General features: G+C 62.9%; 20 protein-coding genes and 1 riboswitch. Of the genes, 12 read left to right on the forward strand and 8 right to left on the reverse strand.

Annotated features, from left to right (window positions below):
• The first annotated feature begins 13 nt into the window (after nt 1-13).
• Both NKI63_RS20385 and NKI63_RS20390 read left to right on the forward strand, forming a co-directional pair.
• A complete protein-coding gene (locus NKI63_RS20385; protein ID WP_352505333.1) occupies nt 14-1531 on the forward strand; it encodes a glycerol-3-phosphate dehydrogenase in 1518 nt (505 codons plus the stop codon).
• Nucleotides 1531-2469: a sugar phosphate isomerase/epimerase family protein gene (locus NKI63_RS20390; RefSeq protein ID WP_352505459.1), complete on the forward strand. Its 939-nt coding sequence runs from the start codon at nt 1531-1533 to the stop codon at nt 2467-2469. Before NKI63_RS20385 ends, NKI63_RS20390 begins: the two co-directional genes overlap by 1 nt.
• Nucleotides 2470-2513: 44 nt before the next feature.
• Here the strand turns inward: NKI63_RS20390 and fba are convergent, their stop codons facing one another.
• Nucleotides 2514-3578 (reverse strand): class II fructose-bisphosphate aldolase, encoded by a 1065-nt coding sequence (gene fba / locus NKI63_RS20395; RefSeq protein WP_254818718.1) that lies wholly within the window; start codon nt 3576-3578, stop codon nt 2514-2516.
• Between the two features lie 256 nt (nt 3579-3834).
• Between fba and NKI63_RS20400 the strand changes: the two genes are divergently transcribed.
• From NKI63_RS20400 to derI, 3 genes are read left to right on the forward strand one after another with little or no spacing between them, the layout of a single operon-like run.
• Nucleotides 3835-4599, forward strand: a complete 765-nt coding sequence (locus tag NKI63_RS20400) for a DeoR/GlpR family DNA-binding transcription regulator (RefSeq protein WP_352505332.1) — start codon at nt 3835-3837, stop codon at nt 4597-4599.
• 10 nt (nt 4600-4609) lie between these two features.
• A complete protein-coding gene (locus NKI63_RS20405; protein WP_352505331.1) occupies nt 4610-5368 on the forward strand; it encodes a triose-phosphate isomerase in 759 nt (252 codons plus the stop codon).
• A gap of 26 nt (nt 5369-5394) precedes the next feature.
• Nucleotides 5395-5838, forward strand: coding sequence for a D-erythrulose-4-phosphate isomerase (gene derI, locus NKI63_RS20410; RefSeq protein WP_352505330.1), 444 nt, complete (start codon nt 5395-5397; stop codon nt 5836-5838).
• Here derI and dhaL read toward each other — a convergent pair.
• The 5 genes from dhaL to mtnK all read right to left on the reverse strand — a co-directional run bounded on the left by dhaL (nt 5835) and on the right by mtnK (nt 10672).
• Nucleotides 5835-6470 (reverse strand): dihydroxyacetone kinase subunit DhaL, encoded by a 636-nt coding sequence (gene dhaL / locus NKI63_RS20415; protein ID WP_352505329.1) that lies wholly within the window; start codon nt 6468-6470, stop codon nt 5835-5837. The two genes, derI and dhaL, sit on opposite strands and share 4 nt — an antisense overlap.
• Nucleotides 6471-6479: 9 nt before the next feature.
• On the reverse strand, nt 6480-7487 hold the full coding sequence (locus NKI63_RS20420; protein WP_352505328.1) for a dihydroxyacetone kinase subunit DhaK: 1008 nt from the start codon (nt 7485-7487) through the stop codon (nt 6480-6482).
• Between the two features lie 68 nt (nt 7488-7555).
• Nucleotides 7556-8029 (reverse strand): 6,7-dimethyl-8-ribityllumazine synthase, encoded by a 474-nt coding sequence (locus tag NKI63_RS20425; RefSeq protein ID WP_352505327.1) that lies wholly within the window; start codon nt 8027-8029, stop codon nt 7556-7558.
• A 76-nt stretch (nt 8030-8105) separates the two neighbouring features.
• A riboswitch (FMN riboswitch) is annotated at nt 8106-8253 on the reverse strand.
• A gap of 56 nt (nt 8254-8309) precedes the next feature.
• Nucleotides 8310-9404: an S-methyl-5-thioribose-1-phosphate isomerase gene (gene mtnA, locus NKI63_RS20430; RefSeq protein ID WP_352823099.1), complete on the reverse strand. Its 1095-nt coding sequence runs from the start codon at nt 9402-9404 to the stop codon at nt 8310-8312.
• Entirely contained in the window at nt 9401-10672 is a 1272-nt protein-coding gene (mtnK, locus tag NKI63_RS20435) for an S-methyl-5-thioribose kinase (RefSeq protein WP_352823102.1), read from the reverse strand. Before mtnK ends, mtnA begins: the two co-directional genes overlap by 4 nt.
• A 135-nt stretch (nt 10673-10807) precedes the next feature.
• Between mtnK and NKI63_RS20440 the strand changes: the two genes are divergently transcribed.
• The 3 genes from NKI63_RS20440 (at nt 10808) to NKI63_RS20450 (ending at nt 14499) form a co-directional block, all read left to right on the forward strand.
• The gene (locus NKI63_RS20440; protein WP_352701768.1) at nt 10808-12319 is read left to right on the forward strand and encodes a sugar ABC transporter ATP-binding protein; all 1512 of its coding nucleotides are present in this window, start codon (nt 10808-10810) and stop codon (nt 12317-12319) included.
• 83 nt (nt 12320-12402) lie between these two features.
• Nucleotides 12403-13398 (forward strand): ABC transporter permease, encoded by a 996-nt coding sequence (locus NKI63_RS20445; RefSeq protein ID WP_352701766.1) that lies wholly within the window; start codon nt 12403-12405, stop codon nt 13396-13398.
• 45 nt (nt 13399-13443) lie between these two features.
• Nucleotides 13444-14499 carry a substrate-binding domain-containing protein gene (locus tag NKI63_RS20450; protein WP_352701764.1) on the forward strand — a complete coding sequence of 352 codons (1056 nt, stop codon included), beginning with the start codon at nt 13444-13446 and terminating at the stop codon, nt 14497-14499.
• Between the two features lie 69 nt (nt 14500-14568).
• Here the strand turns inward: NKI63_RS20450 and NKI63_RS20455 are convergent, their stop codons facing one another.
• Together NKI63_RS20455 and NKI63_RS20460 are read right to left on the reverse strand one after the other, a co-directional pair.
• Complete coding sequence (locus tag NKI63_RS20455; RefSeq protein ID WP_352823107.1) at nt 14569-16623, reverse strand: bifunctional aldolase/short-chain dehydrogenase; 2055 nt, start codon at nt 16621-16623, stop codon at nt 14569-14571.
• 84 nt (nt 16624-16707) lie between these two features.
• Nucleotides 16708-17673 carry a sugar-binding transcriptional regulator gene (locus NKI63_RS20460; RefSeq protein ID WP_254818705.1) on the reverse strand — a complete coding sequence of 322 codons (966 nt, stop codon included), beginning with the start codon at nt 17671-17673 and terminating at the stop codon, nt 16708-16710.
• Nucleotides 17674-17859: 186 nt separating this feature from the next.
• On the opposite strand from NKI63_RS20460, the gene NKI63_RS20465 reads away from it, so the two are divergent.
• From NKI63_RS20465 to NKI63_RS20480, 4 genes are all read left to right on the forward strand, one after another.
• Nucleotides 17860-19500, forward strand: a complete 1641-nt coding sequence (locus NKI63_RS20465; RefSeq protein WP_352823110.1) for an acyl-CoA synthetase — start codon at nt 17860-17862, stop codon at nt 19498-19500.
• A gap of 239 nt (nt 19501-19739) precedes the next feature.
• On the forward strand, nt 19740-20348 hold the full coding sequence (locus NKI63_RS20470) for a TetR/AcrR family transcriptional regulator (RefSeq protein ID WP_352823113.1): 609 nt from the start codon (nt 19740-19742) through the stop codon (nt 20346-20348).
• A gap of 62 nt (nt 20349-20410) precedes the next feature.
• The gene (locus NKI63_RS20475; RefSeq protein WP_352688685.1) at nt 20411-21559 is read left to right on the forward strand and encodes an efflux RND transporter periplasmic adaptor subunit; all 1149 of its coding nucleotides are present in this window, start codon (nt 20411-20413) and stop codon (nt 21557-21559) included.
• 209 nt (nt 21560-21768) lie between these two features.
• Complete coding sequence (locus NKI63_RS20480) at nt 21769-24903, forward strand: efflux RND transporter permease subunit (RefSeq protein WP_352688688.1); 3135 nt, start codon at nt 21769-21771, stop codon at nt 24901-24903.
• The last annotated feature ends 35 nt before the right edge of the window (nt 24904-24938 follow it).

A 24938-nucleotide genomic window follows, 5' to 3' on the forward strand; every position in this document is an offset into this window, starting at 1 on the left:
GGCATAGAGCGAGATGAACGGTGAAACCGAAATCGTCGACCTCTTCGTCATCGGCGGTGGCGTCAATGGCGCCGGAATCGCGCGCGATGCGGCGGGCCGGGGCCTGTCGGTCATTCTTTGCGAAAAAGACGATCTCGCCGAGGGCACCAGTTCGCGATCGGGAAAGCTCGTTCATGGCGGTTTGCGCTATCTCGAATATTACGAGTTCCGCCTGGTGCGGGAGGCGCTGATCGAGCGCGAGGTGCTGCTCGAATCCGCGCCGCACATCATCTGGCCTATGCGCTTCGTGCTGCCGCACAGCCCCGATGACAGGCCGGCTTGGCTGGTCCGGCTCGGCCTGTTCCTCTACGATCATCTTGGCGGCCGCAAGCGGCTGCCGGCCACCCGCACGCTCGACCTGCGCACCGCACCCGAAGGCGCGCCGATCAAGGACGCCTTCAAGCGCGGCTTCGAATATTCCGACTGCTGGGTCGACGACGCCCGCCTGGTCGTCATCAACGCGCTCGACGCCGCGGAGCGTGGGGCCAGGATATTCACCCGAACCGCCTGCATTGCCGCCCGTCGCGAAAGCGGCCTGTGGTCGGTGGAGATGCGCGACGGTCGAACCGGCGTCAGGACCACAGTCCGGGCACGGGCGCTGATCAACGCCGGCGGTCCCTGGGTCAACGACATCGTCAACCGCGTGGCCGGCCAGAACTCCAAGCGGAACGTGCGCCTGGTCAAGGGCAGCCACATTGTCGTGCCAAAATTCTGGGAAGGGCGACAGGCCTATCTCGTCCAAAACAGCGACAAGCGCGTGATCTTCATCAATCCCTACCAGAACGATCTGGCGCTGATCGGCACCACCGACATCCCCTATGACGGGCGGCCGGAAGACGTGACCGCGGATGCCGGCGAGATCGATTATCTGATCAAGGTGGTCAACCGCTACTTCAAGCGCCAGCTTGCGCGCGGCGACGTCGTTCATTCGTTTTCCGGCGTCAGGCCGCTCTATGACGACAATGCCGACAATCCGAGTGCGGTGACCCGCGATTATATTTTCGAACTCGACGCTTCGGCAGGGCAGGCGCCGCTGCTTTCCGTCTTCGGCGGCAAGATCACCACCTTCCGCAAATTGGCCGAGCACGCGCTGGACCGCATCGCCCCGTTCTTTCCGAAGATGGGCAAGCCGTGGACCTCGAAAGGGCATCTGCCGGGCGGCGATATCGCCAATGCCGATTTCGAGCAGTTCCTCGGTGACCTCGGCCACGAATATCCTTGGATGCCCGCCTCCCTGGTCAAGCATTATGGCCGGCTCTATGGCACAAGGACGCGTGATCTGGTCGGCGCGGCCGGTTCGCTCGCCGAACTGGGCCGGCGCTTCGGCAAGGATTTTTTCGAGCGCGAAGCTAACTACCTGCTCGAGCACGAATGGGCCGAGACCGCGGCCGATATTCTCGAACGACGCACCAAGCACGGCCTGCATCTGTCCAGCGCGGAAAGAGAAGCGTTCGAGGACTGGTGTTCGAATCGGCTGGCGAAGGCCGGCTGATGGCCTTTACGCTGTCCCTCAACACCAATCCGCTGGTCAACCGTTTTGCCGAACCGGACGACCTGATCGATACGATCGCCTACGACATCGGCATCCGCGACGTGCAGCTCACGCATGAGTTCATCAATCCCGGCTGGCCGGCGGCAACGATCGCTAAATTCACCCGCCTGTTCCGCTCCGCTCTCAACCGCACCGGGGTGCGCGTGACCTCGGCGATGACCGGCCCTTACGGCCGGCTCAATCATTTCGGCCATCCCGATGCCGACGTGCGACGCTACTACGTCGACTGGTTCAAGACCTTTGCCGAAATTTCGGCCGAGCTCGGCGCCGGCGGCATGGGTACGCAGTTCGCGATCTTCACCCATCGGGATTACGACGATCCTGAACGTCGCGCGCGGCTTTTCGACATCGCGCTGGCGTGCTGGCGTGAGGTTGCCGAGCATGCCCAGGCCGCCGGCTTGATCTACCTGTTCTGGGAGCCGATGTCGGTCGGCCGCGAGTTCGGCCATACGATCGAGAGCTGCCGGACGCTGCAGCGCGAGATCGATGCCGCCGGCATGGCGATCCCGCTCAAGATGATGGTCGACATCGACCATGGCGACGTGACGTCGAGCAATCCGGACGACATCGACCCTTATGCCTGGGCCGAAGCCTTTCCAAAGCAATCGCCGATCATCCACGTCAAGCAGTCGTCGATGAACAAGGGTGGCCATTGGCCGTTCATTGCCGCCCACAACAAGGACGGCCGCATCACACCGGAAAAGCTGCTGGAGACGATTCGCCGTGGCGGCGGCGTCGACAACGAGATCTGCCTCGAATTGTCGTTCCGCGAGCGCGAGCCCGTCGACCACCAGGTCATCGCCATGATCCGCGAGTCGGTCGGCTATTGGGCGCCCTTCATCGAGGCCGGCAGGGCCGATCTTTTGCCGCGAGCATGATGGATGAGCAGGAGCCGATGCGGCCCCTGCTCATCCAGAACACATCAGCCGAATTTAGGGTCGAGGCTGCCGGATTTATAGCGCCTGGCCATTTCCGATAGCGGCAGCGGCTTGATCTTCGGTGCGTTGCCGGCGGTGCCGAATTGCTCGAAACGCTCCTTGCAGAGCTTTCGCATGGCGGCCATCGCCGGCGTCAGATATTTGCGCGGGTCGAATTCGCTCGGGTTCTCGGTCAGCACCTTGCGAATGGCGCCGGTCAGCGCCATGCGGTTGTCGGTATCGATGTTGATCTTGCGCACGCCGTGCTTGATGCCGCGCTGGATCTCCTCGACCGGCACCCCCCATGTCGGCTTCATCTGGCCGCCATATTTGTTGATGATCTCCTGCAGCTCTTCCGGCACCGAGGACGAGCCGTGCATGACGAGATGCATGTTCGGCAGGCGGCGGTGAATTTCCTCGATGACGTTCATGGCGAGCACAGCGCCGTCCGGCTTGCGGCTGAACTTGTAGGCGCCGTGGCTGGTGCCCATGGCGACGGCCAGCGCATCGACACGGGTGTCGCGCACGAATTGTTCGGCCTGCACGGGATCGGTCAGCAGTTGGTCGTGGCTGATGACGCCCTCGACGCCATGGCCGTCCTCCTGCTCGCCGCCACCCATCTCCAGCGATCCGAGAACGCCGATCTCGCCTTCCACCGAGACGCCGCCCCAATGCGCCATGTCGACGACGCGGCGGGTGATGCCGGAATTATAGGCGTAGTCGGCCGGCGTCTTGCCGTCTTCCTTCAGCGATCCGTCCATCATCACCGAAGTGAAGCCGTGCTGGATCGCAGTGACGCAAGTGGCTTCGTTGTTGCCATGGTCGAGATGCATGCAGACCGGGATATCGGGATGGATTTCGACCAGCGCGTCGATCAGCTTGGCCAACACCACATCGTTGGCGTAGGCTCGCGCGCCGCGGCTCGCCTGCAGGATAACCGGCGATTTGGTCTCCTCGGCTGCCTCCATGATGGCGAGACCCTGTTCCATATTGTTCATGTTGAAGGCAGGCACGCCATAGCCGTATTCGGCGGCATGGTCGAGCAATTGTCTCAGTGTGATGCGAGCCACTCAGTAGTCTCCCGTATCCGGTTTCGGGCCAGTGTTTGCGGGCTGTTCGGTTGTCGTCGAGCCCCTGATGCTTCTGGCCGGATTTCCGCGGCACCGCAACCGCTGGGCGCTCGGCCGGCAGCAATTCTTGTTACAGCACGCGACCAGAAGCGTCATGATATCCCATAGAGATATAACATTATCACAAAAAATTTGGTGGCTTGTGCGACGTTTGCTGTTATATCTCGGACGCGGGGTGTACGAGGAAACCGCGGAAATGAAGAGCGACGGCCGTCGGCAAGGCATCATGGATTTTCTGATGGACATCGGCACCGCCAGTGTCGACGATCTTGCCTCACGTTTCGGCGTGTCGAAGATGACCGTCCACCGCGACCTCGACGAGCTCGAGGAAAGCGGTTTTCTGCGCAAGGTGCGCGGCGGCGCCTCGATCCAGCCGAGCAGCCTTTTCGAGAGCGATTTCCGTTACCGCCAGAGATTGGCTGGCGACGAGAAAAAGCGCATCGCCGTCGCCGCCGTGAGGATGATCGAGCCGGGCCAGACGGTGATTATCGACGACGGCTCGACTGCGGGCGGCGTTGCTCGGCACCTTGCCGATCTGCGTCCGCTGACGGTGATCTCGAACAACCTGGCTGTCATCCAGGATTTGGCGGGCGTTGCCGGCATCAACCTGATTGCGCTTGGCGGCCAATACAGCAAGAAGTTCCACGGCTTCTTCGGCCTGCTCGCCGAAGACACGCTGAAATCTTTGCGCGCAGATGTCGCCTTCCTGTCTTCATCGGCCATCCATGGTGCCTCAGCCTTTCACCAAGATCAGGAAGTGGTCCAGACCAAACGGCTGATGATGGCTGCAGCAGCGCGCAAATATCTGCTGGCCGATCACGGCAAGTTTGGCCGCACCGCCTTGCACTTCCTGACCGATCTTAAGGCCTTCGACATGGTCTTCACCGGCCGCGAGCCGCAGCCGCAGATGCGCGCCGCGCTGGATGGCGCTGGCGTTTCGCTGACCGTGATCGCAGAGTAGGAGGGCGCGTATGGTTTATTGGGTTGGCACCAGCTGGAAAATGAACAAGACGCTCGCCGAGGCGATGGCCTTCGCCGAGGCGCTGGCGAAGTTCGTCCCCGGTTTCGACGAGCGCATTCAGCCTTTCGTCATCCCGCCCTTCACGGCGGTCCGCGAGGTCAAGAAAGCGCTGTCGCCGACACGCATCAAGGTTGGCGCGCAGAACATGCATTGGGCCGACGCCGGTGCCTGGACCGGCGAGATCTCGCCGGTAATGCTGAAAGACTGCGAACTTGATATGGTAGAGTTGGGCCACAGCGAACGGCGCGAGCATTTCGGCGAGACCGACAAGGCTGTCGGGCTGAAGACTGCAGCGGCGGTGAAGCACGGTCTCGTGCCACTCATCTGCGTCGGCGAGACCTTGGCTCAACGCAACAGCGGGCAGGCCGCTGCGGTACTGGCCCTGCAGGTGCACGGCGCACTGCAGTTTCTCGAAGGGGCGGCGAAGGCGGCGACGATCCTGTTCGCCTATGAGCCGGTCTGGGCGATCGGCGACAAGGGCGTGCCGGCAAGTTCTGCTTATGCCGACAAGCAGCAGGCGCTGATCAAGAAAATCGCCCGCGACCTGCTGCCCGTGGTGCCGCCGGTGCTTTATGGCGGCAGCGTCAATCCGCAAAATGCCGCCGAATTGGTCGGCCAGCCCAATATAGACGGCTTGTTCATCGGCCGTTCCGCCTGGCAGGCGGAAGGCTATATCGACATCCTCAAACGCGCCTCGGCGGCGATCTGAAGCATCGACCAGGAAGGAAACCGAACATGAAAATAGCCATTGGAGCCGACAGCGCCGGCAAGCCGCTGCTCGACGTCATTGCCGCTCACCTTGCCACCAAGCCCGGCCTCACGGTCAACGATCTCAGCCAGGCGGGCTACTATGCCGACCTGTCGCAGAAGCTCGCCCAGACCATCCTGGACGGCGAGAACGATCGCGGCATCCTGTTTTGCGGCACCGGCATCGGCGTATCCATTTCCGCCAACAAGGTCCCCGGCATTCGCGCCGCACTCACCCACGACACCTATTCGGCCGAGCGCGCGGCGAAATCCAACAACGCCCAGATCATCACCATGGGCGCGCGCGTCATCGGCCCGGAACTGGCCAAGTCGATCGTCGACGCCTGGCTCGCATCGGAATTCGATGAGAAGGGACCATCGGCCGGCAATGTCCAGGCCATCGACAGGCTCGACGCGGCGAAGCGGGGCTAAGCCAGACTGTTCCGCATCGCCCTGACGATCGTCACGGCCGACGCGGCGCCAGGATCGACGTGGCCGAGCGAGCGCTCGCCGAGACGCGAAGAGCGGCCCTTGGTGGCGATCATGTCCTTGGTCGCCTCGGCGCCGCTTTCGGCCGCGGCAAGTGCCGCATCCAGGCTCTCGGACAGGCTCTTGCCGGCTTCCTGTGCGACACCCGCTGCCCGCGCTGCCGGCAGCCATGCGTCGACCATGGTCTTTTCGCCGAGCTCGGCCTTGCCGCGATCCTGGATGCCTTGTGCCATCGCCCGGAACATGGCGATGACGTCAGCGTCCTCCAGAATTGCCTTGCCTTTGACGGCGGCGGCACCGCGCATGAAGGCGGTCGCATAGAGCGGGCCCGACGAGGCGCCGACTGCGTTGAGAAACGACTTTGCCGCGGTGTTGAGCAATGCCGTCGGCTCGGTCGACGCATCGATCTGGTCCAGCGCGTCGCGCACAGCGCCGAAGCCTAGTGCCATGGCGATGCCATGGTCGGCGTCGCCTATGACGCCGTCGAGCCGGCAGAGCCTGTCCTTGTCGGCGTCGATCGCTGCGGCGATCGCATCGAACATTTTTTTCAATTTGGCCGTATCGGTGGATGTCATGATGCTCTCTCAGCCGGCGCGGAACATGGCGCAGTCGCAGGGATGGTCGAGCATCTCCTGCAATTCGCCATCGAGATGCATCAGCGTCACCGAGGCGCCGGCCATTTCGAGCGACGTGCAATAATTGCCGACCCAGGTCGCGTGGACGGAAACGCCGATGTCGTCGAGCCTCTGCTTGACGCGCCGATTCATGATGTAAAGCTCCATCAACGGCGTTGAGCCGAGTGAATTGACGAGCACGGCGACCTTATCGCCGCGCGCCGGTGCCATCTCGTCGAGCATCTTGTCCAGCATCTCGTCGGTGATCTCGTCGGCGGTTTTCAACTTTCCACGCGCGATGCCTGGTTCGCCATGAATGCCCATGCCGATCTCCATCTCGTCCGGGCCGATCTCGAAATTGGGCCGGCGGGTCTGCGGCAGCGAGCAGGGCGACAGCGCCACGCCCATGGTGAAGGTGTGATCGTTGGCCTTCCTGGCGATACGCTCGCATTCATCGAATGACAGCATCTGGTCGCATGCGGCACCGGCGGCCTTGAAAATGAAGAAATTGCCGGCGACGCCGCGCCGCTTCTGCCTCTGGTCGCGTGGCGCCGAGGCGACGTCGTCGGTGGTCAGCACGGTGCGCACTTCGATGTCGTCCATCGCCGCCATCTCTGCGGCCATGTCGAAGTTCATCACGTCGCCAGCATAGTTGCCGTACATGAACAGCACGCCGGCGCCGCCGCTGGCCGCCTTGGCGCATTCGAGGATCGGGTCCGGCGGCGGCGAGGCGAAGACATTGCCGATTGCGGCGGCGTCGGCCAGCCCCTTGCCGACGAAGCCGAGGAAGGTCGGCTCGTGGCCCGAGCCGCCACCGATGACGAGACCGACCTTGTCGGGGCGTGGGCCGTCGCGGGCGATGATGGAGCGCGGACTTCCCTCCGCACTTCTGAGATGGCGCGGATGCGCAGCCAGGATGCCCTCCAGCATCTCGTCGACGGAGCGGTTACCGTCATTGATGATCTTCTTGGTCTGCACCAGCATCCTCCCTGGTTTTCGTGAGATACTACAGCGCCTTACCGGGATTTCCACCCGCGACGGAGATTTCATGCCGCGATGCGTTCGCGTGCCGCCAGCAGTTGCACGCAGGCACTGGCCGCCTCTTTGCCCTTGACCTTGAAATGCTCGAAGAAGAAGCGGTGATGGTCCGCGCTGTCATGGTAGTTGTGCGGCGTCAGCACCGCCGAAAGCACGGGCACGCCAGTCGACAATTGCACGTTCATCATGCCGTCGATGACAGCGCCCGCCACGAATTCATGGCGGTAGATGCCGCCATTGATGACAAACGCCGCGCCGAGGATCGCCGCATAGCGACCGGTCTGGGCCAAGGTCTTTGCATGCAGGGGAATCTCATAGGCACCCGGCACGTCGAAGACATCGACGGCAAAGCGTTTCTCCCCGAGAACCGCCAGTTCCGCCTCGAACGCTTCAACGCATTGGTCGACGATGTCGGCGTGCCAGCGCGCCCGAATGACGGCAACGCGGATCGTTTCATAGTTTTTCCGGGAATGCTGATTCATGGGTCCATCCTTCCGTTTCGAACCAGAATCAGGACGCACGATACGGAATCCGAACCGCGAAAGCGGACCGTCTTCCATTCGTTCTCTTCCATCCGGACTTTGACCGTCGGCTCCGGAATCACACCGGATCTGCTGACCCTTCCGATCATCTGGAAGGCGCTCGCGGGCTTGGGCCGAAACCCTTCACCGCCGGTGGGAACTTTCACCCCGCCCTGAGAACATTGACGGCAGATGTATGGGAGGGCAGGATGACGCTGTCAATCGCGGCGCCGACGGCGGATCATCCGCGCTCGGGAAACATCGTCTTCAGGCCTTCGCGCGAGGCCGTAGCGACACCGCGTTCGGTGATCAAACCGGTGACCAGCCGCGCCGGCGTCACGTCGAAGGCCGGATTGGCCGCCGGCGTGGCTTCCGGCGACACGCGGACCTGGGCGATCTCGCCGGAAGCGGTCTTGCCCCAGACCAGCGAGACCTCGTCGGGCGAGCGCTGTTCGATCGGGATTTCGGCCAGCCCGTCGCCCACGGTCCAGTCGATCGTCGGCGACGGCAGCGCGACATAGAACGGCACGTCGTTGTCGGCGGCCGCCAGTGCCTTGAGATAGGTACCGATCTTGTTGCACACATCGCCGTTGGCGGTGGTCCGGTCGGTGCCGACGACGACCATGTCGATCTGGCCGCGCTGCATCAGATGGCCGCCGGCGTTGTCGACGATGAGCGTATGTGGCACGCCGTGGCCGGCCATCTCCCAGGCGGTCAATTGGGCACCCTGGTTGCGGGGTCGCGTTTCATCGACATAGACATGGACTGGAATGCCGGCTTCCGTCGCCAGATAGATCGGCGCGGTGGCGGTGCCGTAGTCGACGGTGGCCAGCCAGCCGGCATTGCAGTGGGTCAGGATGTTGACTGGTTCGCCCGGCTGCTTGCGCGCCGCGATCGCCTTGATAATTTCGAGCCCATGGGCGCCGATGGCGCGGTTGAGGCCGACATCCTCGTCGGCGATCTCGCCGGCACGCCGATACGCAGCCGCGGCACGTTCTGCCAGGGGGAGCGTCAGCAGGAAGCGCTGCATTTCGTTCAGTGCCCAGCGCAAATTGATCGCCGTCGGGCGCGTTTCGTGCAAGGTTGCCCAGACGACGTCGAGTGCTGCATCCGACGGGTCGTCGGCCATCTGCATGGCGACGCCATAGGCCGCGGTGACGCCGATCAGCGGCGCCCCGCGCACCCACATGTCGCGGATTGCCGTGGCGATGCCGGCGACGGTATCGATCTTTTCGATGCGGAAATCATGCGGTAGCCAGCGCTGGTCGATGATCTCCACCGAACGCCCGTCGTCACTCGGCCAGATGGTGCGGTAGTGGCGGTCGCCGACGTTCAAATCCTGCTCTCCCGTTCGATCAGCGCGGCCAACCGGTTGACCTCGTCGATGCTGTGGATCTGGCGCCGGTTGACGGCGAGGTGACGGCCGAATTTCAGCGCCTTTGCCTCACATCTGGCGCGCAGATCCGGATCGGCAATAGTCTCGAAATCGGCATTGTGGGCAAGGCCGAGAATGCGCCGGTGAACCTCGACGCCGGCAAAGCCGAGCAGATCGGTCCAGATCGACTGCAGCATGTGGTCGAGCGCCTGCTCGGCGCCAAGCCTGTCGCCTTGATCTTCGAACAGGCTCTTCTGGTAGAGCATGCCGGTACGCTCCGTCCGCCACAGATGCGAGAACTCGGCGCGGAATACCGACCATGTCTCGACCGTAACGCCGAGCAGATAGCCGCGCATGGCATCGCGGCTTCCGCCCTGTTCATGGCCGCGCTGCGAGAAGAACGCCATCCAGAAATTGGCGAGCAGCATGCCGACGTCGAAGGCGATCGGCCCGTAGAAGGCGAATTCGGGGTCGATCATCCGCGTTTCGGCATCGGTGACCATGATCGAGCCGGAATGCAGGTCGCCATGCAGCAGCGTCTCGGCATTGGCAGCGAAGATGTGCTTCATGCGCTGCGCCTCGACCTTGAGATCGCGGTCGGCGCGCAGCTCGGCGACAATGCCGTCGAGCTGTGGGCTGGTGTGCCGGTTCATCTTGGCATCGAAATACGGATCCGAGAAAACCAGGTTCTCGGTGATGTCGCATAGTTCGACATTGTCGGCGAACAGTGCCAGATCGGCCTTGCGGTCCTTGGTCGCCATATGCAGGTCGGAGCCGCGAAACAACGTGCGGGCCATGAACAAGCCGATGTCTTTCGCCATGTTCGGCAATTGCCGGCCTTCGATCAGTGCCCGCCGCAAGATAATGTGCGGCGACAGGTACTCCATGATGATCAGCGCCTGGCCTTCATCGAAGTGGTAGATCTCAGGCACCGAACCCGGCGCCCGTGCCTGTTGCCGCGTCAGCGCATGGTATTCGAAGAAGGAGCGTTTTAACGGCAGCGGCCAGCTGTCGCCGACCAGCCGGACGTAGGGCAGGGCCTGCTTGACGACGGCCGCACCCTCAGCACCTTCGACGATGAACACAAGGTTCAGATTGCCGTCGCCGACTTCACGAACCTTCCACTGGCTCGTATCCTTGCCGATCTGCGAACACAGGGCCTCGTTGGCACCGAGACGGCCCGCCAGTGTCTCGACCGACAGTGCTTCGAACGGCGATTTCCCAGTCATCCTCACCTCCCGCTCATGTGCTCCGATAATAGCGGAGCCATGGCGGCCGGGCCAAGCTAGGAAGCCTTCTGGCAATTGTCAATCGTGTTGACAATTGCCGATATAGCCCATAGCGTCACGGTCAGGGAGGAACGAATGGGCAATGATGCCGTGTTCCGCGTCGACGGCCTGAGGAAATCCTTTGGCCATATCGAGGTGCTTGGCGGCGTCTCGCTCGAATTGCATGCCGGCGAAGTAACCGTGTTGATGGGCGCCAACGGCGCCGGCAAATCCACCCTCGTCAAGATCATCAGCGGTGTTTACGACCATGGCGGCGGCTCGATGTCGCTTGCCGGTCAGGACTTCGACCCGAAAACGCCGGCCGAGGCGATCCGCGCCGGCGTCGTTACCGTCCACCAGAACATCAATGACGGTGTCGTCGCCGACCTCGACGTCGCAACCAACCTTACCCTCGACAGGCTGAGCGGCAGCGGCGTGCCGACGCTGTTCAATCCGGGCCGGGTGCGTCGCGAGGCAAAGGCGGTGGCCGACCGTATGGGACTGGCCATCGACCTCAAGGCCCGGATCAGCGATCTCTCTCTGGCCGACCGCCAGATGGTGGCGATCGCCCGCGCCATGGCGCACCGGCCGAAAGTGCTGATCCTCGACGAGCCGACCTCCTCGCTGTCCAGCGCCGAAGCCGACCGGCTGTTCGCATTGCTCGACCGGCTCCGCCAGCAAGGCGTGGCGATCCTCTACATCTCGCACCGTATGTCGGATATCAGACGGCTTGCCGATCGCATCATTTCAATGCGCGATGGGGTTATCTCAGGTATCTTCGACAAGAAGCCGCTGGATTACGAAGGTGCGGTCAACGCCATGCTCGGCCGTAAGATCCAGCTCGAGCGGATTGTCGCCAGGAATTCGGCCAAAGCAATTTTCGCTGCCGATGCATTGCGGATTGCTGAAGGCGCCAGGCCGATTTCGCTGACCCTCGGCGACGGCGAGGTCGTCGCCATCACCGGCCTCGTCGGTGTCGGCAAGACCGCACTTGCCGAGACGCTGTTCGGTTTGCGCAAGCCGCTGTCCGGGGCCATGGTGCTGAACGGGAAACCCTATGCGCCGGCGTCGACCGGCGAAGCGATTGCCGCCGGCGTGTTTCTCGTCGCCAAGGACCGGGGCGAAAACGGCATCGTCGGCGACTTCAACATCCAGGAAAACATCAGCCTGCCGTTCCACAGTCGCATGTCGCGTCTCGGTGTTCTCAAACGCGGTATCGAACGCGCTGTTGCCCGCGAGCAGATCCAGGAGTTGGGCATCGTCTGCCGCTCCGAGAGGGACGAGATGGCGTCGCTTTCCGGCGGCAATCAGCAGAAGGTGATGGTCGCCCGCTGGATGTCCCAGGCGGCAAGGTTGTTCATCCTCGACGAGCCTTTTCAGGGCGTCGACATTTCGGCCAGGCGTGACATCGCCGCCAAGCTGCGGGCGAGCGCCCATGGCCGCGCGACGCTGCTGTTCGTCACCGAACTGGACGAAGCCCTGGAGACGGCTGATCGCATCCTGGTGATGTCGGAGCAGACGATCGTCGGCGAGCACCGCAACACCGATGTCGATCTCGAGCGTCTGCTGGCCGAAGTGGCGGGCGGGCCGTTGCACAGCGCAGCCTGAGAGCGGGAAGACGATGAGAATTGGAATGGAGAGGGTATGAATTCGGGTCGGATAAAGACGGTGCCAGCGTACGGGAGCGCTGAATGATCCTGCGCGACCATGCTATTCGCTACGGCTTCATCGTTCTGTTGTTCGGGCTGATCGCCTATTTCGCCGTCGCCGCCGATGGTTTCGTCTCGCCGCAAAGCGCCGTCTTCATCTTCCAGTCGGTCGCCATCACCGGCGTTCTGGCGCTCGGCGTCACCGCCACGCTGGTCGTCGGCGGCTTCGACCTGTCGATCGGCTCGGTCGCCACCAGCGCCATGATGGCGGCTGCCTACGTCATGGTGGTGCTGGAACAGAACGCCGTCGTGGCGGTCGTCGTCTGCCTTGTGATCGGCGCCGTCGTCGGCCTCATCAATGGCTGGCTGATCGTCTATACGCGGGTGCCGGACCTTTTGGCGACGCTCGGCATGATGTTCCTGCTTGTCGGCCTGCAGCGCATACCGACCGAGGGCCGTTCGATCGCCACCGGCATGACCATGCCCGACGGCTCGGTCGCCAACGGCAGCTTCGGCGCCGCGTTTCTGGCGCTTGGCCGCCATCGCTTCGACTTCTTCATCCCGAACCTCATCCCGGTGTCGGTCGTCGTCCTGCTCGTGCTGGCGGTGCTGATCTGGTTCTTTCTCGAATACACGCGTTTCGGCCGCATGATGTACGCCGTCGGCAGCAACGAACGCGCTGCCGAACTCGCCGGCGCGCCTGTCAAGGCATACAAAATCTGGGCCTACGTTATTTCTGGGGTTTTTGCCTCGATCGGCGGCATTTTGCTCGCCGCCCGGCTTGGACGTGGCGACATCGCCTCGGGTAATAATCTGTTGCTCGACGCGGTGGCTGCGGCACTCATCGGCTACGCGGTTCTCGGCGCCGCCAAGCCGAACGCCTTCGGCACGGCTGTCGGCGCGGTGTTTGTCGGCGTGCTGCTGCAGGGCCTGACGATGATGAACGCGCCTTACTACACGCAGGATTTCGTCAAGGGCGTGGTTCTCGTGGTCGCCCTTGTCTTCACCTTCGCCCTGTCCGGCAGGGGCAGGAGATAGGTTTCGACCGGTTACATTTTGGGTTCAACAAGTGGAGGAAGCGACGTGAACATCACAAGAAGACTTTTGGGGAAGGCAGCGCTCGGGCTTGCCGGCGCAACATTGCTGATGCAGTTGCCGGCAATGGCGCAGGATCGGCCAGCGCCGTTCGACAAGCCGGGCGGCGTCAAGATAGCGCTGGTCCGCTATCTCTCGACCGGCGACTTCTTCCAGGCGTATTTGTCCGGTGTCGAGGCGCAGGCCAAGGCGCTCGGCGTCGACCTGCGCGTGCTCGACAGTCGCCAGGACGCGGCGCTTCAGGCCGACATGGTCGACCAAGCCATCGCGCTCGGCGTCCAGGGCATCATCATCCAGCACGGACTGACGGAATCGATGAAGGACGCCGCCCAGCGCGCGGTCGATGCCGGCATCAAGGTCGTCGCCTTCGACGTCAATGTCGAAAACCCCAAGATCCCGCAGATCGAGCAATCCGACCGCGACCTCGCGCGCCTGGCGCTCGAACAGGCGGTCAAAGACAATGGCGAGAGCTGGAAGGCCGGCTATGTCTATGTCGCCGGCATCGCCCCACTCGACCGCCGCAACGAGACCTGGGTCGAATTCAAGAAGAAATATTCGGGCATCAACGAAGTCGCCATGTTCGGCACGCTCGACAATCCGATCGCCAATTCGGTCGCCAACCAGGCTCGCTCGGTGTTGTCGGCTCATCCCGACATCAAGGTGATGTTCGCGCCCTATGACGAATTCGCCAAAGGCGTGAAGATCGCCGTCGACGAGGCCGGGTTGAACAAGGACATCAAGATCTATTCGGCCGACATCTCTACCTCGGACATCGCCGCGATGCGCGAGCCGGACAGCGCCTGGGCGGCAACCGCCGCCACCAACCCGGCCGTCGTCGGCCAGGTCTCGGTGCGTGCGCTGGCGCAGCTGTTGGCCGGTGAAGGTCCCGGCCACAACGTCATCGTGCCGCCGACGCTGATCACCCAGAAGGATCTGATCGACAAGGACATCAAGAACATGGAGGACCTCTCGGCCAAGCTGCCGCAGTTCGCCCATGCCGATGTCGCGATGCCGGCCTGGATGCCGAACCCGAACGCGAAGTAGTCTTTCGCTATCGGCAAAGGAAAAGAGCGGCTCGCGGGCCGCTCTTTTTTGTTGGCCCGGAGTTTAGATCTACCTCAACGCCGCTGCGATGTTGCCGCCGTCCACCGTCGTCACATCGGCGGTTGTCCGCTCGGCCAGCGCTTGATGCAGAAAGGCCTGGGCGACGTCTTCGGCCGTCACTTCCTGCCCGAGCAGGTTGCCGGACATGTACTCCTTCTCCGACACGCCGCGTGCGCCCGAGCGGCTGGCGATCATGGCATCGGTCAACAGCCCCGAACGGATGCGGTCGGCGTTGACGGCATTGGAGCGGATGCCATGCGCGCCGTAGTCGAGCGCATATTGCCTGGACAAAAACAGCGTTGCCGCCTTGGGAATGCCGTAAGCGCCGAACTTCGGCCCCGGATTGACCGCCTGCTTGGAGGTATTGAACAACAGCACGCCGCCGGTGCCCTGTTCGAGCATGATGCGCACGGCATTTTGCGCCGCCGACTGGTGTGCGAAGAAATTGAGTTCGAAACTCCTGCGCAAGGTGGCGTCGTCGATCTCGCCGATCCGGCCCTCCCAGGCGGCACCGGCATTCGAGACGAGAATGTCGAGGCCGCCGTAGACGTCGACCGCGTTGTCGAACGCAGCGCGCATCTGCGCCGGATCGGTGATGTCGGTGCCAATGCCGATCGAACCGTTGCCGGCTTTTTTTGCCGCCTCGGCAGCCCTTGACGCATCGAGATCGACGACGACGACATGGGCACCGTTGTCGGCGAACAGCTTTGCCGTGGCGGCACCGATCGCGCCGGCGCCGCCGGTGACCAGCATCACCTGGCCGGTCAGCGGCTTCGGCTTGTTGGAGGCGAGTTTGGCCTGTTCCAGCGACCAGTATTCGAGCGGGAACAGGTCGGCTTTGGAGAGCGGGCGGAAGTCACCGACGGCTTCGGCGCCGCGCACCGCCTCGATCCACATTTCGCCGACGTCGGAGGCGATCTTCGCGTCCTTGAGTGTGCGGCCGTGGCCGAACATGCCGAGGCCGGGCACCAGCGTCAGCCGCGGCATCGGGTCGAGCATGGTGCGCTTCACGTCGTCGAGCGCATCATTGGTTTCGAAATAGGCGCGATAGTCCTTGGCGAATTTCTCGACATGCTGGCGGATGACGGATTTGTAGTCGCCGACCTTGTCAGCGTCGGGCGCCGGCAGCGCCATCGGTCCGGTCTTGATGCGGATCGACAGGTCGGGTGTCGACACGCCGCGCCCGGCATAGTCGGCAATTTTTGCCGAATTGATGAAGTCGACGATCGCATCCGAGGTGCGGAAATCGCTGATCATGCGTTCGAAACGGCCTTCGCCGCGCGCCACCGCCACCGCGCCGCGCAGCATCGGTGCAATCTCCGCAGGCTTCGCCAGCCTGGCCGGCAGTGCCACCTTTTCGGTGCGCGGCTTGCCGTGGCTGGCGATGAAATCCTCGGCGACGTTCACATAATGGATCATCCGGTCATAGGCCTGCCTGGCATCGTCGCCGAAGGTGAAAATGCCATGCTTGTCGAGGATCAGGCCTTCGACCGTCGGATCGGCGTCGAAAACATCGGCGGCCGCCTTCGCCAGATCGAAGCCCGGCATGATGTAAGGCACGAAGCCCATCTTTTCGCCGAACACCTTCCGGCTCAGCGCCTCGCTGTCCTCCTGGTCGACGATGGCGAGGATTGCGGTCGAATGCGTGTGGTCGACGAATTTGTGCGGCAGAAAGGCGTGCAGCAGCGTCTCGACCGATGGATTTGGCGAGGACGGATCGATGAGGTTCGCCCGCTGCAGCGCGACCATGTCCTCGTCGGAGAGCTTCTTCAGCGACCGCGCCTTCAACAGCGGGCCGAGCTTGACCGCCGGCAGCCCCTGCGGCTCGATGACGCCCATGTCCCAGCCGCTGCCCTTGACGCAGAGCACGTCCCACTCGTCACCGATAAGATCGGTAGCCTTGGTCTTGCACGAGGTGTTGCCGCCGCCATGCAGGACGAGCCGCGGCTCGCCGCCCAGCAGCCTGGTCGTGTAGACGCGCAACGCCAGGTCGCGGGCCACACCCTTCTTTGCATAGTCGGCGACCAACTTCTCCGCCTCGCCGTCATTCCAGAGGTTCTTCATGTCAGCTTCGTCCGATTTCTTTTTGTTGTGAACAGGAATGCCGCGACGCTTTGATGACAATGCACCGGCGGCTGGAATTAACTATCAGGCGACCTTTTCTGCTGCCGCTCCGGCATGGTCGAGCAGCCGTCGTGCCATGCGCGCGCCGACGACGAGATGAGTGCAGAGCCCGCCGGCGATCGCCGCGACGAGCGGTTCGAACTTGCTCTCCTCCTGCACCACCACAAGGCGCTTTTCGATCTGGCGCAGCGATGACAGCTCCGCCGAAATCAGCCGGCGGTTGTAGCTGCAGTCGAGCGCCTGGCCCTGGGCGTCGATGATTTGCCCGGCAATGACGCCGGCCGCACCCGCCTTGCGCAATGCAGCCATTTCGCTTGGCGTCAGCGCGCCGCATTTGACCAGATGGCTGTCGGTATCCACTGAGCCGACCGAGTATAGCGCCAGGTTGCAGTCACCGATGCCCGACAATTGCTCGCGGATCACCGGCTCGGCGCGCAGGCCGCGTGCCAGTTCTTCCGTCGTCAGCACCAGCGGCGCGTAAAAATTCAGTCCCTTGGCGTTGAGCCGGCGGGCGATCTCCATGGTGCATTGGTCTGGCCGGTACGAATAGGGGGCGCCGAGATTGCCGCAGAGCTGCACCACGGTGACGTCCTGCAGATCGGCATAGGACATGATGTCGGCGATGGTGTAGATGGTCCGCCCCCAGGCGACGCCGATGCGGTCGCCCTTCCTGACCAGCTCGAGGAAGACGCTTGCCGCAAGTACCGCGATGTCGGTGGACGGGTCGGCGACATAGCCGTTTTCCGGCGCGATCCAGACGGCGTCGAGCTTCAGCGCGTCTTCCAGCTCCCGCGCCAGCACGTCGTCGGTGAAAAGCTGGGTCGAGGTCGAGATGTTGACGATGCCGGTCTCGCGCGCCTTGCGCAGATACATGGCTACCGAGGCGCGCGAAATCTTGAGCTGGCTGGCCACCTGGTCCTGGCGCAAGCCGTGTGCGTAGTAAAGCCACGCGGCCTTGTGGATAAGCTGTTCTGCCGGTCGGATCGCCATGCCATCTCCTCGCTGACATTATTCACGGCTCTCGACAAAAGTCAAACTACGCGCGGGCAGGTAATGCTCTCGCGCCGGTCGAATCTAGACCGTCATTGTGCCAAATGCGGTCTGTCGCGGCATCGTTGGTGGTGACGGACCGCAAACCTGTAGCTAAAGTTCTGGACGAACATCGGGGAGGACGGGATGGGCAATCCCTACGAACAGGATCTCGACAGGAACCCGGCCAACCATCAGCCGCTGACGCCGCTCACCTATTTCGAGCGGGCGGCAAAAACCTTTCCCGACCAGGTCGCCATCATTCATGGCCGCCGGCGCACGACTTATCGCGATTTCTGGAAACGCTCGCTGAGGCTTGCCTCGGCCCTTTCTAAGCGCGGCATCGGCAAGGGCGACACCGTTACCGTCATGCTGTCCAACACACCGCCGATGCTGGAAGCGCATTTCGGCGTGCCGATGACCAAGGCGGTGCTGCACTCGCTCAACACGCGCCTCGACGCCGCCGTCATTGCCTTCCAGCTCGATCACGCCGAAAGCAAGGTGCTGATCGTCGACCGCGAATTCGCCGGCGTGGTTCGGCAAGCGCTGACGCTGGCCAAGGTCAGGCCGCTGCTGATCGATTACGACGATCCCGACTATGCCGCCGATGCGCCCTATCCCAAGGGGGAACGGATCGGCACGCTGGACTATGAGGCGTTCGTCGCCGGCGGCGACGAGGATTTCGCCTGGTCGATGCCGGACGATGAATGGGACGCCATCTCGCTCAACTACACCTCCGGCACGACAGGCAATCCGAAGGGCGTCGTCTGTCACCATCGCGGCGCGGCACTGATGGCCTATGCCAACACCATCCATGCCGGCATGGGCAAGCACCCGGTCTATCTGTGGACGCTGCCGATGTTCCACTGCAACGGCTGGTGCTTTCCCTGGACGCTTGCCGTCCAGGCTGGCACCCATGTCTGCCTGCGCTGGGTGCGGCCGAAGCCGATCTACGACGCCATCGCCGATCACGGCGTTACCCATCTGTGTGGCGCGCCGGTGGTGATGTCGGTGCTGATCAACGCCAGCGACGAGGACAAGCGGCAGGTTCCGCAGACCGTCACCTTCAACACCGCCGCGGCGCCACCGCCTGAGGCGGTGCTGTCGGGCATGGCCGATGCGGGCTTTGCCGTCACCCATCTCTACGGCCTGACCGAGACCTACGGCCCGGCCGTCGTCAACGAATGGCATGGCGAGTGGGACCGGCTGGAGAAGGGGGCGAGGGCAGCGAAGAAGGCCAGGCAGGGCGTACGCTATGCCGCGCTCGAAGGCCTGACCGTGATGGACCCGCAGACGATGCAAGAAACGCCGGCCGACGGCGAGACGATCGGCGAGGTGATGTTCCGCGGCAATATCGTCATGAAGGGCTATCTGAAGAACCGCAGAGCGAGCGACGAGGCTTTTGCCGGCGGCTGGTTCCATTCGGGCGACCTCGGCGTGATGCATCCGGATGGCTACATCCAGCTCAAGGACCGTTCCAAGGACATCATCATCTCCGGCGGCGAAAACATCTCCTCGATCGAGGTCGAGGAGGCGCTCTACAAGCATCCCGCCGTGGCTTCCTGCGGCGTTGTCGCCCGATCCGACGACAAATGGGGCGAGGTGCCGGTCGCCTATGTCGAGCTCAAGCAGGGCAAAGCGGCAACCGAGGCCGAAATCATCGAGCACTGCCGCGCGCTGCTCGCCCGCTTCAAGGTGCCGAAAGCGGTGATCTTCGCCGAAATCCCGAAGACTTCGACGGGCAAGATCCAGAAGTTCCGGCTGCGGGAGATGGCGAAGCAGCCTTAGCGCCTGATCCGAAAACGGAACCGATTTCGGAAAGCATCTTTTCAAAAATCCTTCGCACAAAAAAACGCGCGCTGTCGCAGGCGCGCCCGGCGCCAATCCCATGCGCTTCATGGGCCAACTCCGTCCAGAGATGTCACCCTCTGTCGTCAGCGGCCAAAATCGTGCCTTGACAGGTGATGGTTTTCAATTTACGAGTGACGAAATTCTAAATTCGTCAGTCGTAAATTTTGGCCAACGAGATGCTTGAAACCCTAGACACCACCGCCGATTCCGCCCGCCAGGAAAATGTCACGCGCATCCTGGATTGCGCGGAGCGATTGTTCCGCCACTACGGCTACGGAAAGACCAACGTCGCCGACATAGCGCGCGAACTTGGCATGTCGACCGCCAACATCTATCGCTTCTTCGCCTCCAAGGTGGAAATCCACCAGGCGGTTTGCGGCCGTATGCTCGCCACCTGCTACCGGTTGACCTACGAAGCCTGCCATAGCCCCGGCACCGCCAGCGAAAAGCTCCGCCGCTACGTGCATACGCACTATCAGTGGACGCTCGAGACCATGATCGACCAGGAGAAGGTGCACGAGATGGTCATCGTCGCCATCGAGCGCGACTGGCACGTCATCGAAAAGCACATCGACAGCATCCATGAACTGGTCGCGGAAGTGATCCGCGAGGGCATCGCTACCGGCGAGTTCGTCGATCAGGATCCGGTGATCGCTTCCCGGTGTTTCGGCGCTGCCATTATCAGCCTCTGTCATCCGCAGATGGTGGCCCAGTGCCTCGCCAAGAAGAACCGGGCAACGCCGGACGAGCTTGCCGACTTTGCCATCAGAGCCTTGAAGAAATGACCGTTGCCGCCCGTCGGGCGGCGATGCCGAGAATTCATCTCCACAGTTCGGGAGTACGAAAAGTGTCTTTGTCCAAGTCCATCACCAACGGGCGACCGGCCGCAGGCCTGGCATTGCTTGTCGTTGCCACCCTCGGCCTCGCTGGCTGCTCGCAGGAGAAAGCCGAGGTCACCGAGATCATCCGCCCGGTCAAGGTGGTCGAGATCGCCAAGGCGAGTGATACCCGTCAGCTTTCCTATTCCGGATCGGTGCGTGCCCGCACCGAGATGAGTCTCGGTTTTCGCATCAACGGCAAGATCACCGAGCGCCTTGTCGACATCGGTGACCGCGTCAAGCCGGGCGACGTTCTCGCCCGCATCGATCCCACCGACTACGAGCTTTCGGTGAGAAGCGCTCAGGCCAGCCTCGATGCCGCCGACCGTCAGGTCGAGACAGTCGAGCTTACGCGCAAGCGCGCCGAACAGCTCTACGCCAAGAATTTCGCGCCGAAGTCGCAGCTCGAGCAGGCGACGCTCACCTATAATCAGGCGGTCGCCACGCGAGACTCCGCCCGCTCGCAGCTTGCCCAGGCGCAGAACCAGGTCCGCTATACCGATCTCAAGGCGGACAAGAACGGCATCGTCACCGCCGTTGCCGCCGATGTCGGCCAGGTGGTCGGCTCCGGCACGCCGGTGGTGACCGTTGCCATCGACGGCGAGAAGGAAGTTCTGATCGCTGTTCCGGAAACCGATATCGCCGAATTCAAGCCGGGCAAGACCGTCAAGGCTGGCTTCTGGTCCGACGAGGCGCTGACGCTCGACGGCAAGGTCCGCGAAGTCGCCGGCAGCGCCGATCCGCAGTCGCGCACCTTTGCCGTTCGCGTCAGCCTGCCCAACGATCCTCGCGTGCTGCTAGGCATGACCGCCTCCATCGAAGCCGCGGCGGACAACCGGCAGCAGCTGGTGTCGATCCCGCTAGCCGCGTTGGCGCAAAAGGACAGCCAATCGATCGTCTGGACCGTCGACCGCAATGGCGGGACCGTCCACGCGCATCCGGTCAAGGTCGCCGCCTTCACCCCCGACGGCGTCAGTGTCGCCGATGGGCTGAAGCCGGGTGACGTGGTCGTCGCCGCCGGCACGCAGTTCATGACCGAGAATCTGAAAGTCAAGCTGACCGGTGATGCAGCGCAACAGTCGGCGTCTGCCGATGACGCTGCAAGGCGCTTGCGCTGACGGCCAGGCAATTCACGGTTTCCGGGCGGCAGGCCTCCCCCGATTTTCGAGATCTCAGGTCGATGTAACCCCCACGTCGATCCTCGCGTCCCACCGCGATGTAGATCTCTCAACTCGGAAAGCCACGCCGCCCGGAAGCCCACATCGGAAGTTCCTTGGGCATGCGAAAGCGCGTGCTCTGTTGATCAAATTGAAACGGACTGACGCCGATGACCATCGACACCAATGAAAAGCGGTCTTTCAATCTTTCGCGCTGGGCAATCGGCCATCCGAGCATTGCCCGCTTCCTGTTCGGGCTGATCATCGTCGCCGGTGCGCTCGGCCTGATGCGCATGGGCCAGAAGGAAGACCCCGATTTCACCTTCCGCGTCATGGTCGTCCAGGCGATCTGGCCAGGCTCCTCGATCAAGGAGATGGAGGACCAGGTCGTCAACAAGATCGAGCGCAAGCTGCAGGAAACCCCACACCTCGATTTTGTCCGCTCCTACACCCGCGCCGGCAGCGCCATCATCACCTTGCAGGTTAAGGGCGACACCAATCCGGCGCAGGTCGCCGATGCTTTCTATCAGGTGCGCAAGAAGGTCGGCGATATCGCCAATGAGCTGCCGCAGGGGCTGCTCGGGCCTTACTTCAATGACGAATTCGGCGACACGTTCATCACCCTGCATTCGATCAGCGGCGACGGCTACAGCTATCCCGAACTGAAGAAATTCGCCATCCAGGCGCGTGACATGTTGCTGACGACGCCCGGTGTCGAGAAGGCCGTGATCATCGGCGACCAGCCGGAAAAACTCTACATCGACGTTTCATCCAAGGCGCTTGCCGAACGTGGCCTGACGTTGACCGACCTGCAGAATGCGATCCGAGGCCAGAACAATGTCGACCCGGCAGGTTCTGTCGACACCGGCCAGCGTTCGGTGCGCATTTCGGTCGAGGGCGATGTCACCAGGGCGGCCGACATCCGTGAGCTTCGCCTGCGCGCCGGCAACCAGGTGACGCGCCTTGGCGACATCGCTACCGTGACCTCGGGCCTCGAGGATCCGTACCAGCGCAAATACCGTTTCAACGGTCACGACAGCGTCCAGCTCGGCGTCGTCATGGCCAAGGGCTTCAACGTCACCGACGTCGGCAAGGACGTCGAAGCGACCTACAAGCGCTTCGAAGAGGCGCTGCCCTATGGCGTTGCGGTCGATCAGATTTCCGACCAGCCGCACGTGGTGAAAGAGGCGGTGAGCGAATTCATGGAAGCGCTCGGCGAAGCGCTCCTGATCGTGCTTTTCGTTTCGTTCCTGTCGATCGGCTGGCGTTCGGGCCTGGTAATCGCGATCGTCATTCCGTTAGTCCTGGCGGCTACGTTTGCCATTATGTACGAGCTCGGCATCGACCTGCAGCGCATTTCGCTCGGTGCGCTGATCATCGCCCTTGGCCTCTTGGTCGACGACGCGATGATCGTCGTCGAAATGATGGAGCGAAAGCTCGAGGAAGGCTTGGTCAAGGTCGAGGCGGCGAGCTTCGCCTACTCCTCGACCGCTTTCCCGATGCTCACCGGCACGCTGATCACCACGGCCGGCTTCATTCCCGTCGGGTTCGCTGCCTCGACGGCCGGCGAATATGTGCGCACCCTGTTTTACGTCGTCGGCATCGCGCTGGTCGTGTCCTGGTTTGCGGCAGTCTATTTCACGCCGTGGCTCGGCCACATGATCCTGAAGCAGCGCAAGCACGCCGGCAACCATCACGATGTCTTCGACACGCGCTTCTACCGCCGTCTTCGCTCGACCGTGGGATGGGCGGTGCGCCATCGCATCATCGTCCTGGTGATGACGCTGATGACGTTTGCCACCAGCCTGTGGGCGTTCCAGTTCATTCCGCAGAATTTCTTCCCGCAATCGTCGCGTCCGGAAATCCTCGTCGATCTCTGGCTGCCGGAAGGCACCAGCATCAAGGAAGTCGAGACCCAGGCCAAGGCGCTCGAAGCCAGGATGATGGACGACAAGGACAAGCGCTTCATAGCCACCTATATCGGCGAAGGCGCGCCGCGCTTCTTCCTGCCGCTCGACCAGCAGCTTCGCAACCCGAACTTCGCCCAGCTTCTGGTGATGGCCAATGACGAACCGGCCCGCGAGCGGCTGATCGTCAAGCTGCGCACCATCCTGGCCGAAGATTTCCCATCGATCCGCGCCAAGGTTGATCGCCTGTTCCTCGGTCCGCCGACCGGCTGGCCGGTGCAGATGCGCGTCATGGGTCCCGATCGCCAGGAGGTGCGACGCATTGCCGACGAGGTAAAGGCGAAGTTCCAGGCAAATCCGCTGCTCGGCGCCATCCACGACGACTGGCTGGAGCCGGTGCCGGCGATGAAGCTGGTGATCGACCAGGATCGTGCCCGTGCGCTCGGCGTCACCTCGCAGCGCATCCGCCAGATGCTGCAGGCGACCATGTCGGGAGCGCCGCTCGATGACTTCCGCGACGGCGAGGAGACGGTTTCGATCGTCGCCCGTGAGCCGGAGGCAAGCCGTCACCTGCTGTCGGCGGTCGACTCCGTCTATATACCGACCGATTTCGGTGGCTCCGTGCCGCTGTCGCAGGTCGCCAAGATCGTCCCGGTGCTGGAGCAAGGCGTCGAATGGCGGCGCGACCGCTTGCCGACCATCAGTGTACGCGCCACGCTTCCGGATGGCGTGCAGCCGAACGATGTCGCCATGAAAATGTACAGCGAGATGCAGGGCCTGCGCGCCAGCCTCGCCCCCGGCTACAAGATCGAGATCCAGGGCGGCGCCGAGGATGCGGCCGAAAGCCAGGCCTCGATTGCGGCGAAAGCGCCGATCATGCTGGCCGTCATCGTCGTGCTGCTGATGATCCAGCTGCAGCATTTCGGCAAGGCGATGCTGGTGCTGGCGACCGGTCCGCTCGGCATTATCGGCGCGGCCGCGGCACTTTTGATCAGCGGCGCGCCGTTCGGCTTCGTCGCCATCCTCGGTGTCATCGCCCTGCTCGGCATCATCATGCGCAACTCGATCATCCTGGTCGATCAGATCGACCAGGACATCGCCGCCGGCGTGGAGCGTTCCGAGGCCATCATCGGCTCGGCGGTGCGCCGGTTCCGGCCGATCGTGCTGACGGCGCTGACGGCGGTGCTGGCGCTGATCCCGATCTCGCGCGGCGTCTTCTGGGGGCCGCTCGCCTACGCCATGATGGGCGGCATTCTCGTCGCCACGGTGCTGACCATCCTTGTCCTGCCGGCAGCCTATGCGCTGTTCTTCGGCAGGGAGCCCAAGAAGGTGGTGGAGCAGCCGGCCGAGACGGAAGAAAAGAACGAAAGGCCGCAACTGGCCCTGGCGGCCGAATAGCGCTGTTGGCAAATGTGACCTCCGGCGGTTTAATC

Origin of the sequence: Mesorhizobium sp. M0410 (assembly GCF_040321435.1) — a bacterium.
GTDB lineage: Bacteria > Pseudomonadota > Alphaproteobacteria > Rhizobiales > Rhizobiaceae > Mesorhizobium.

What these genes read in the sequence shown, in the direction of transcription:
- NKI63_RS20385 (WP_352505333.1), top strand. Translation starts at nt 14, where the DNA reads ATGAACGGTGAAACCGAAATCGTCGACCTCTTCGTCATCGGCGGTGGC.
- NKI63_RS20390 (WP_352505459.1), top strand. Translation starts at nt 1,531, where the DNA reads ATGGCCTTTACGCTGTCCCTCAACACCAATCCGCTGGTCAACCGTTTT.
- NKI63_RS20400 (WP_352505332.1), top strand. Translation starts at nt 3,835, where the DNA reads ATGAAGAGCGACGGCCGTCGGCAAGGCATCATGGATTTTCTGATGGAC.
- NKI63_RS20405 (WP_352505331.1), top strand. Translation starts at nt 4,610, where the DNA reads ATGGTTTATTGGGTTGGCACCAGCTGGAAAATGAACAAGACGCTCGCC.
- derI (WP_352505330.1), top strand. Translation starts at nt 5,395, where the DNA reads ATGAAAATAGCCATTGGAGCCGACAGCGCCGGCAAGCCGCTGCTCGAC.
- dhaL (WP_352505329.1), bottom strand. Translation starts at nt 6,470, where the DNA reads ATGACATCCACCGATACGGCCAAATTGAAAAAAATGTTCGATGCGATC.
- NKI63_RS20425 (WP_352505327.1), bottom strand. Translation starts at nt 8,029, where the DNA reads ATGAATCAGCATTCCCGGAAAAACTATGAAACGATCCGCGTTGCCGTC.
- mtnK (WP_352823102.1), bottom strand. Translation starts at nt 10,672, where the DNA reads ATGACTGGGAAATCGCCGTTCGAAGCACTGTCGGTCGAGACACTGGCG.
- NKI63_RS20440 (WP_352701768.1), top strand. Translation starts at nt 10,808, where the DNA reads ATGGGCAATGATGCCGTGTTCCGCGTCGACGGCCTGAGGAAATCCTTT.
- NKI63_RS20445 (WP_352701766.1), top strand. Translation starts at nt 12,403, where the DNA reads ATGATCCTGCGCGACCATGCTATTCGCTACGGCTTCATCGTTCTGTTG.
- NKI63_RS20455 (WP_352823107.1), bottom strand. Translation starts at nt 16,623, where the DNA reads ATGAAGAACCTCTGGAATGACGGCGAGGCGGAGAAGTTGGTCGCCGAC.
- NKI63_RS20460 (WP_254818705.1), bottom strand. Translation starts at nt 17,673, where the DNA reads ATGGCGATCCGACCGGCAGAACAGCTTATCCACAAGGCCGCGTGGCTT.
- NKI63_RS20465 (WP_352823110.1), top strand. Translation starts at nt 17,860, where the DNA reads ATGGGCAATCCCTACGAACAGGATCTCGACAGGAACCCGGCCAACCAT.
- NKI63_RS20470 (WP_352823113.1), top strand. Translation starts at nt 19,740, where the DNA reads ATGCTTGAAACCCTAGACACCACCGCCGATTCCGCCCGCCAGGAAAAT.
- NKI63_RS20480 (WP_352688688.1), top strand. Translation starts at nt 21,769, where the DNA reads ATGACCATCGACACCAATGAAAAGCGGTCTTTCAATCTTTCGCGCTGG.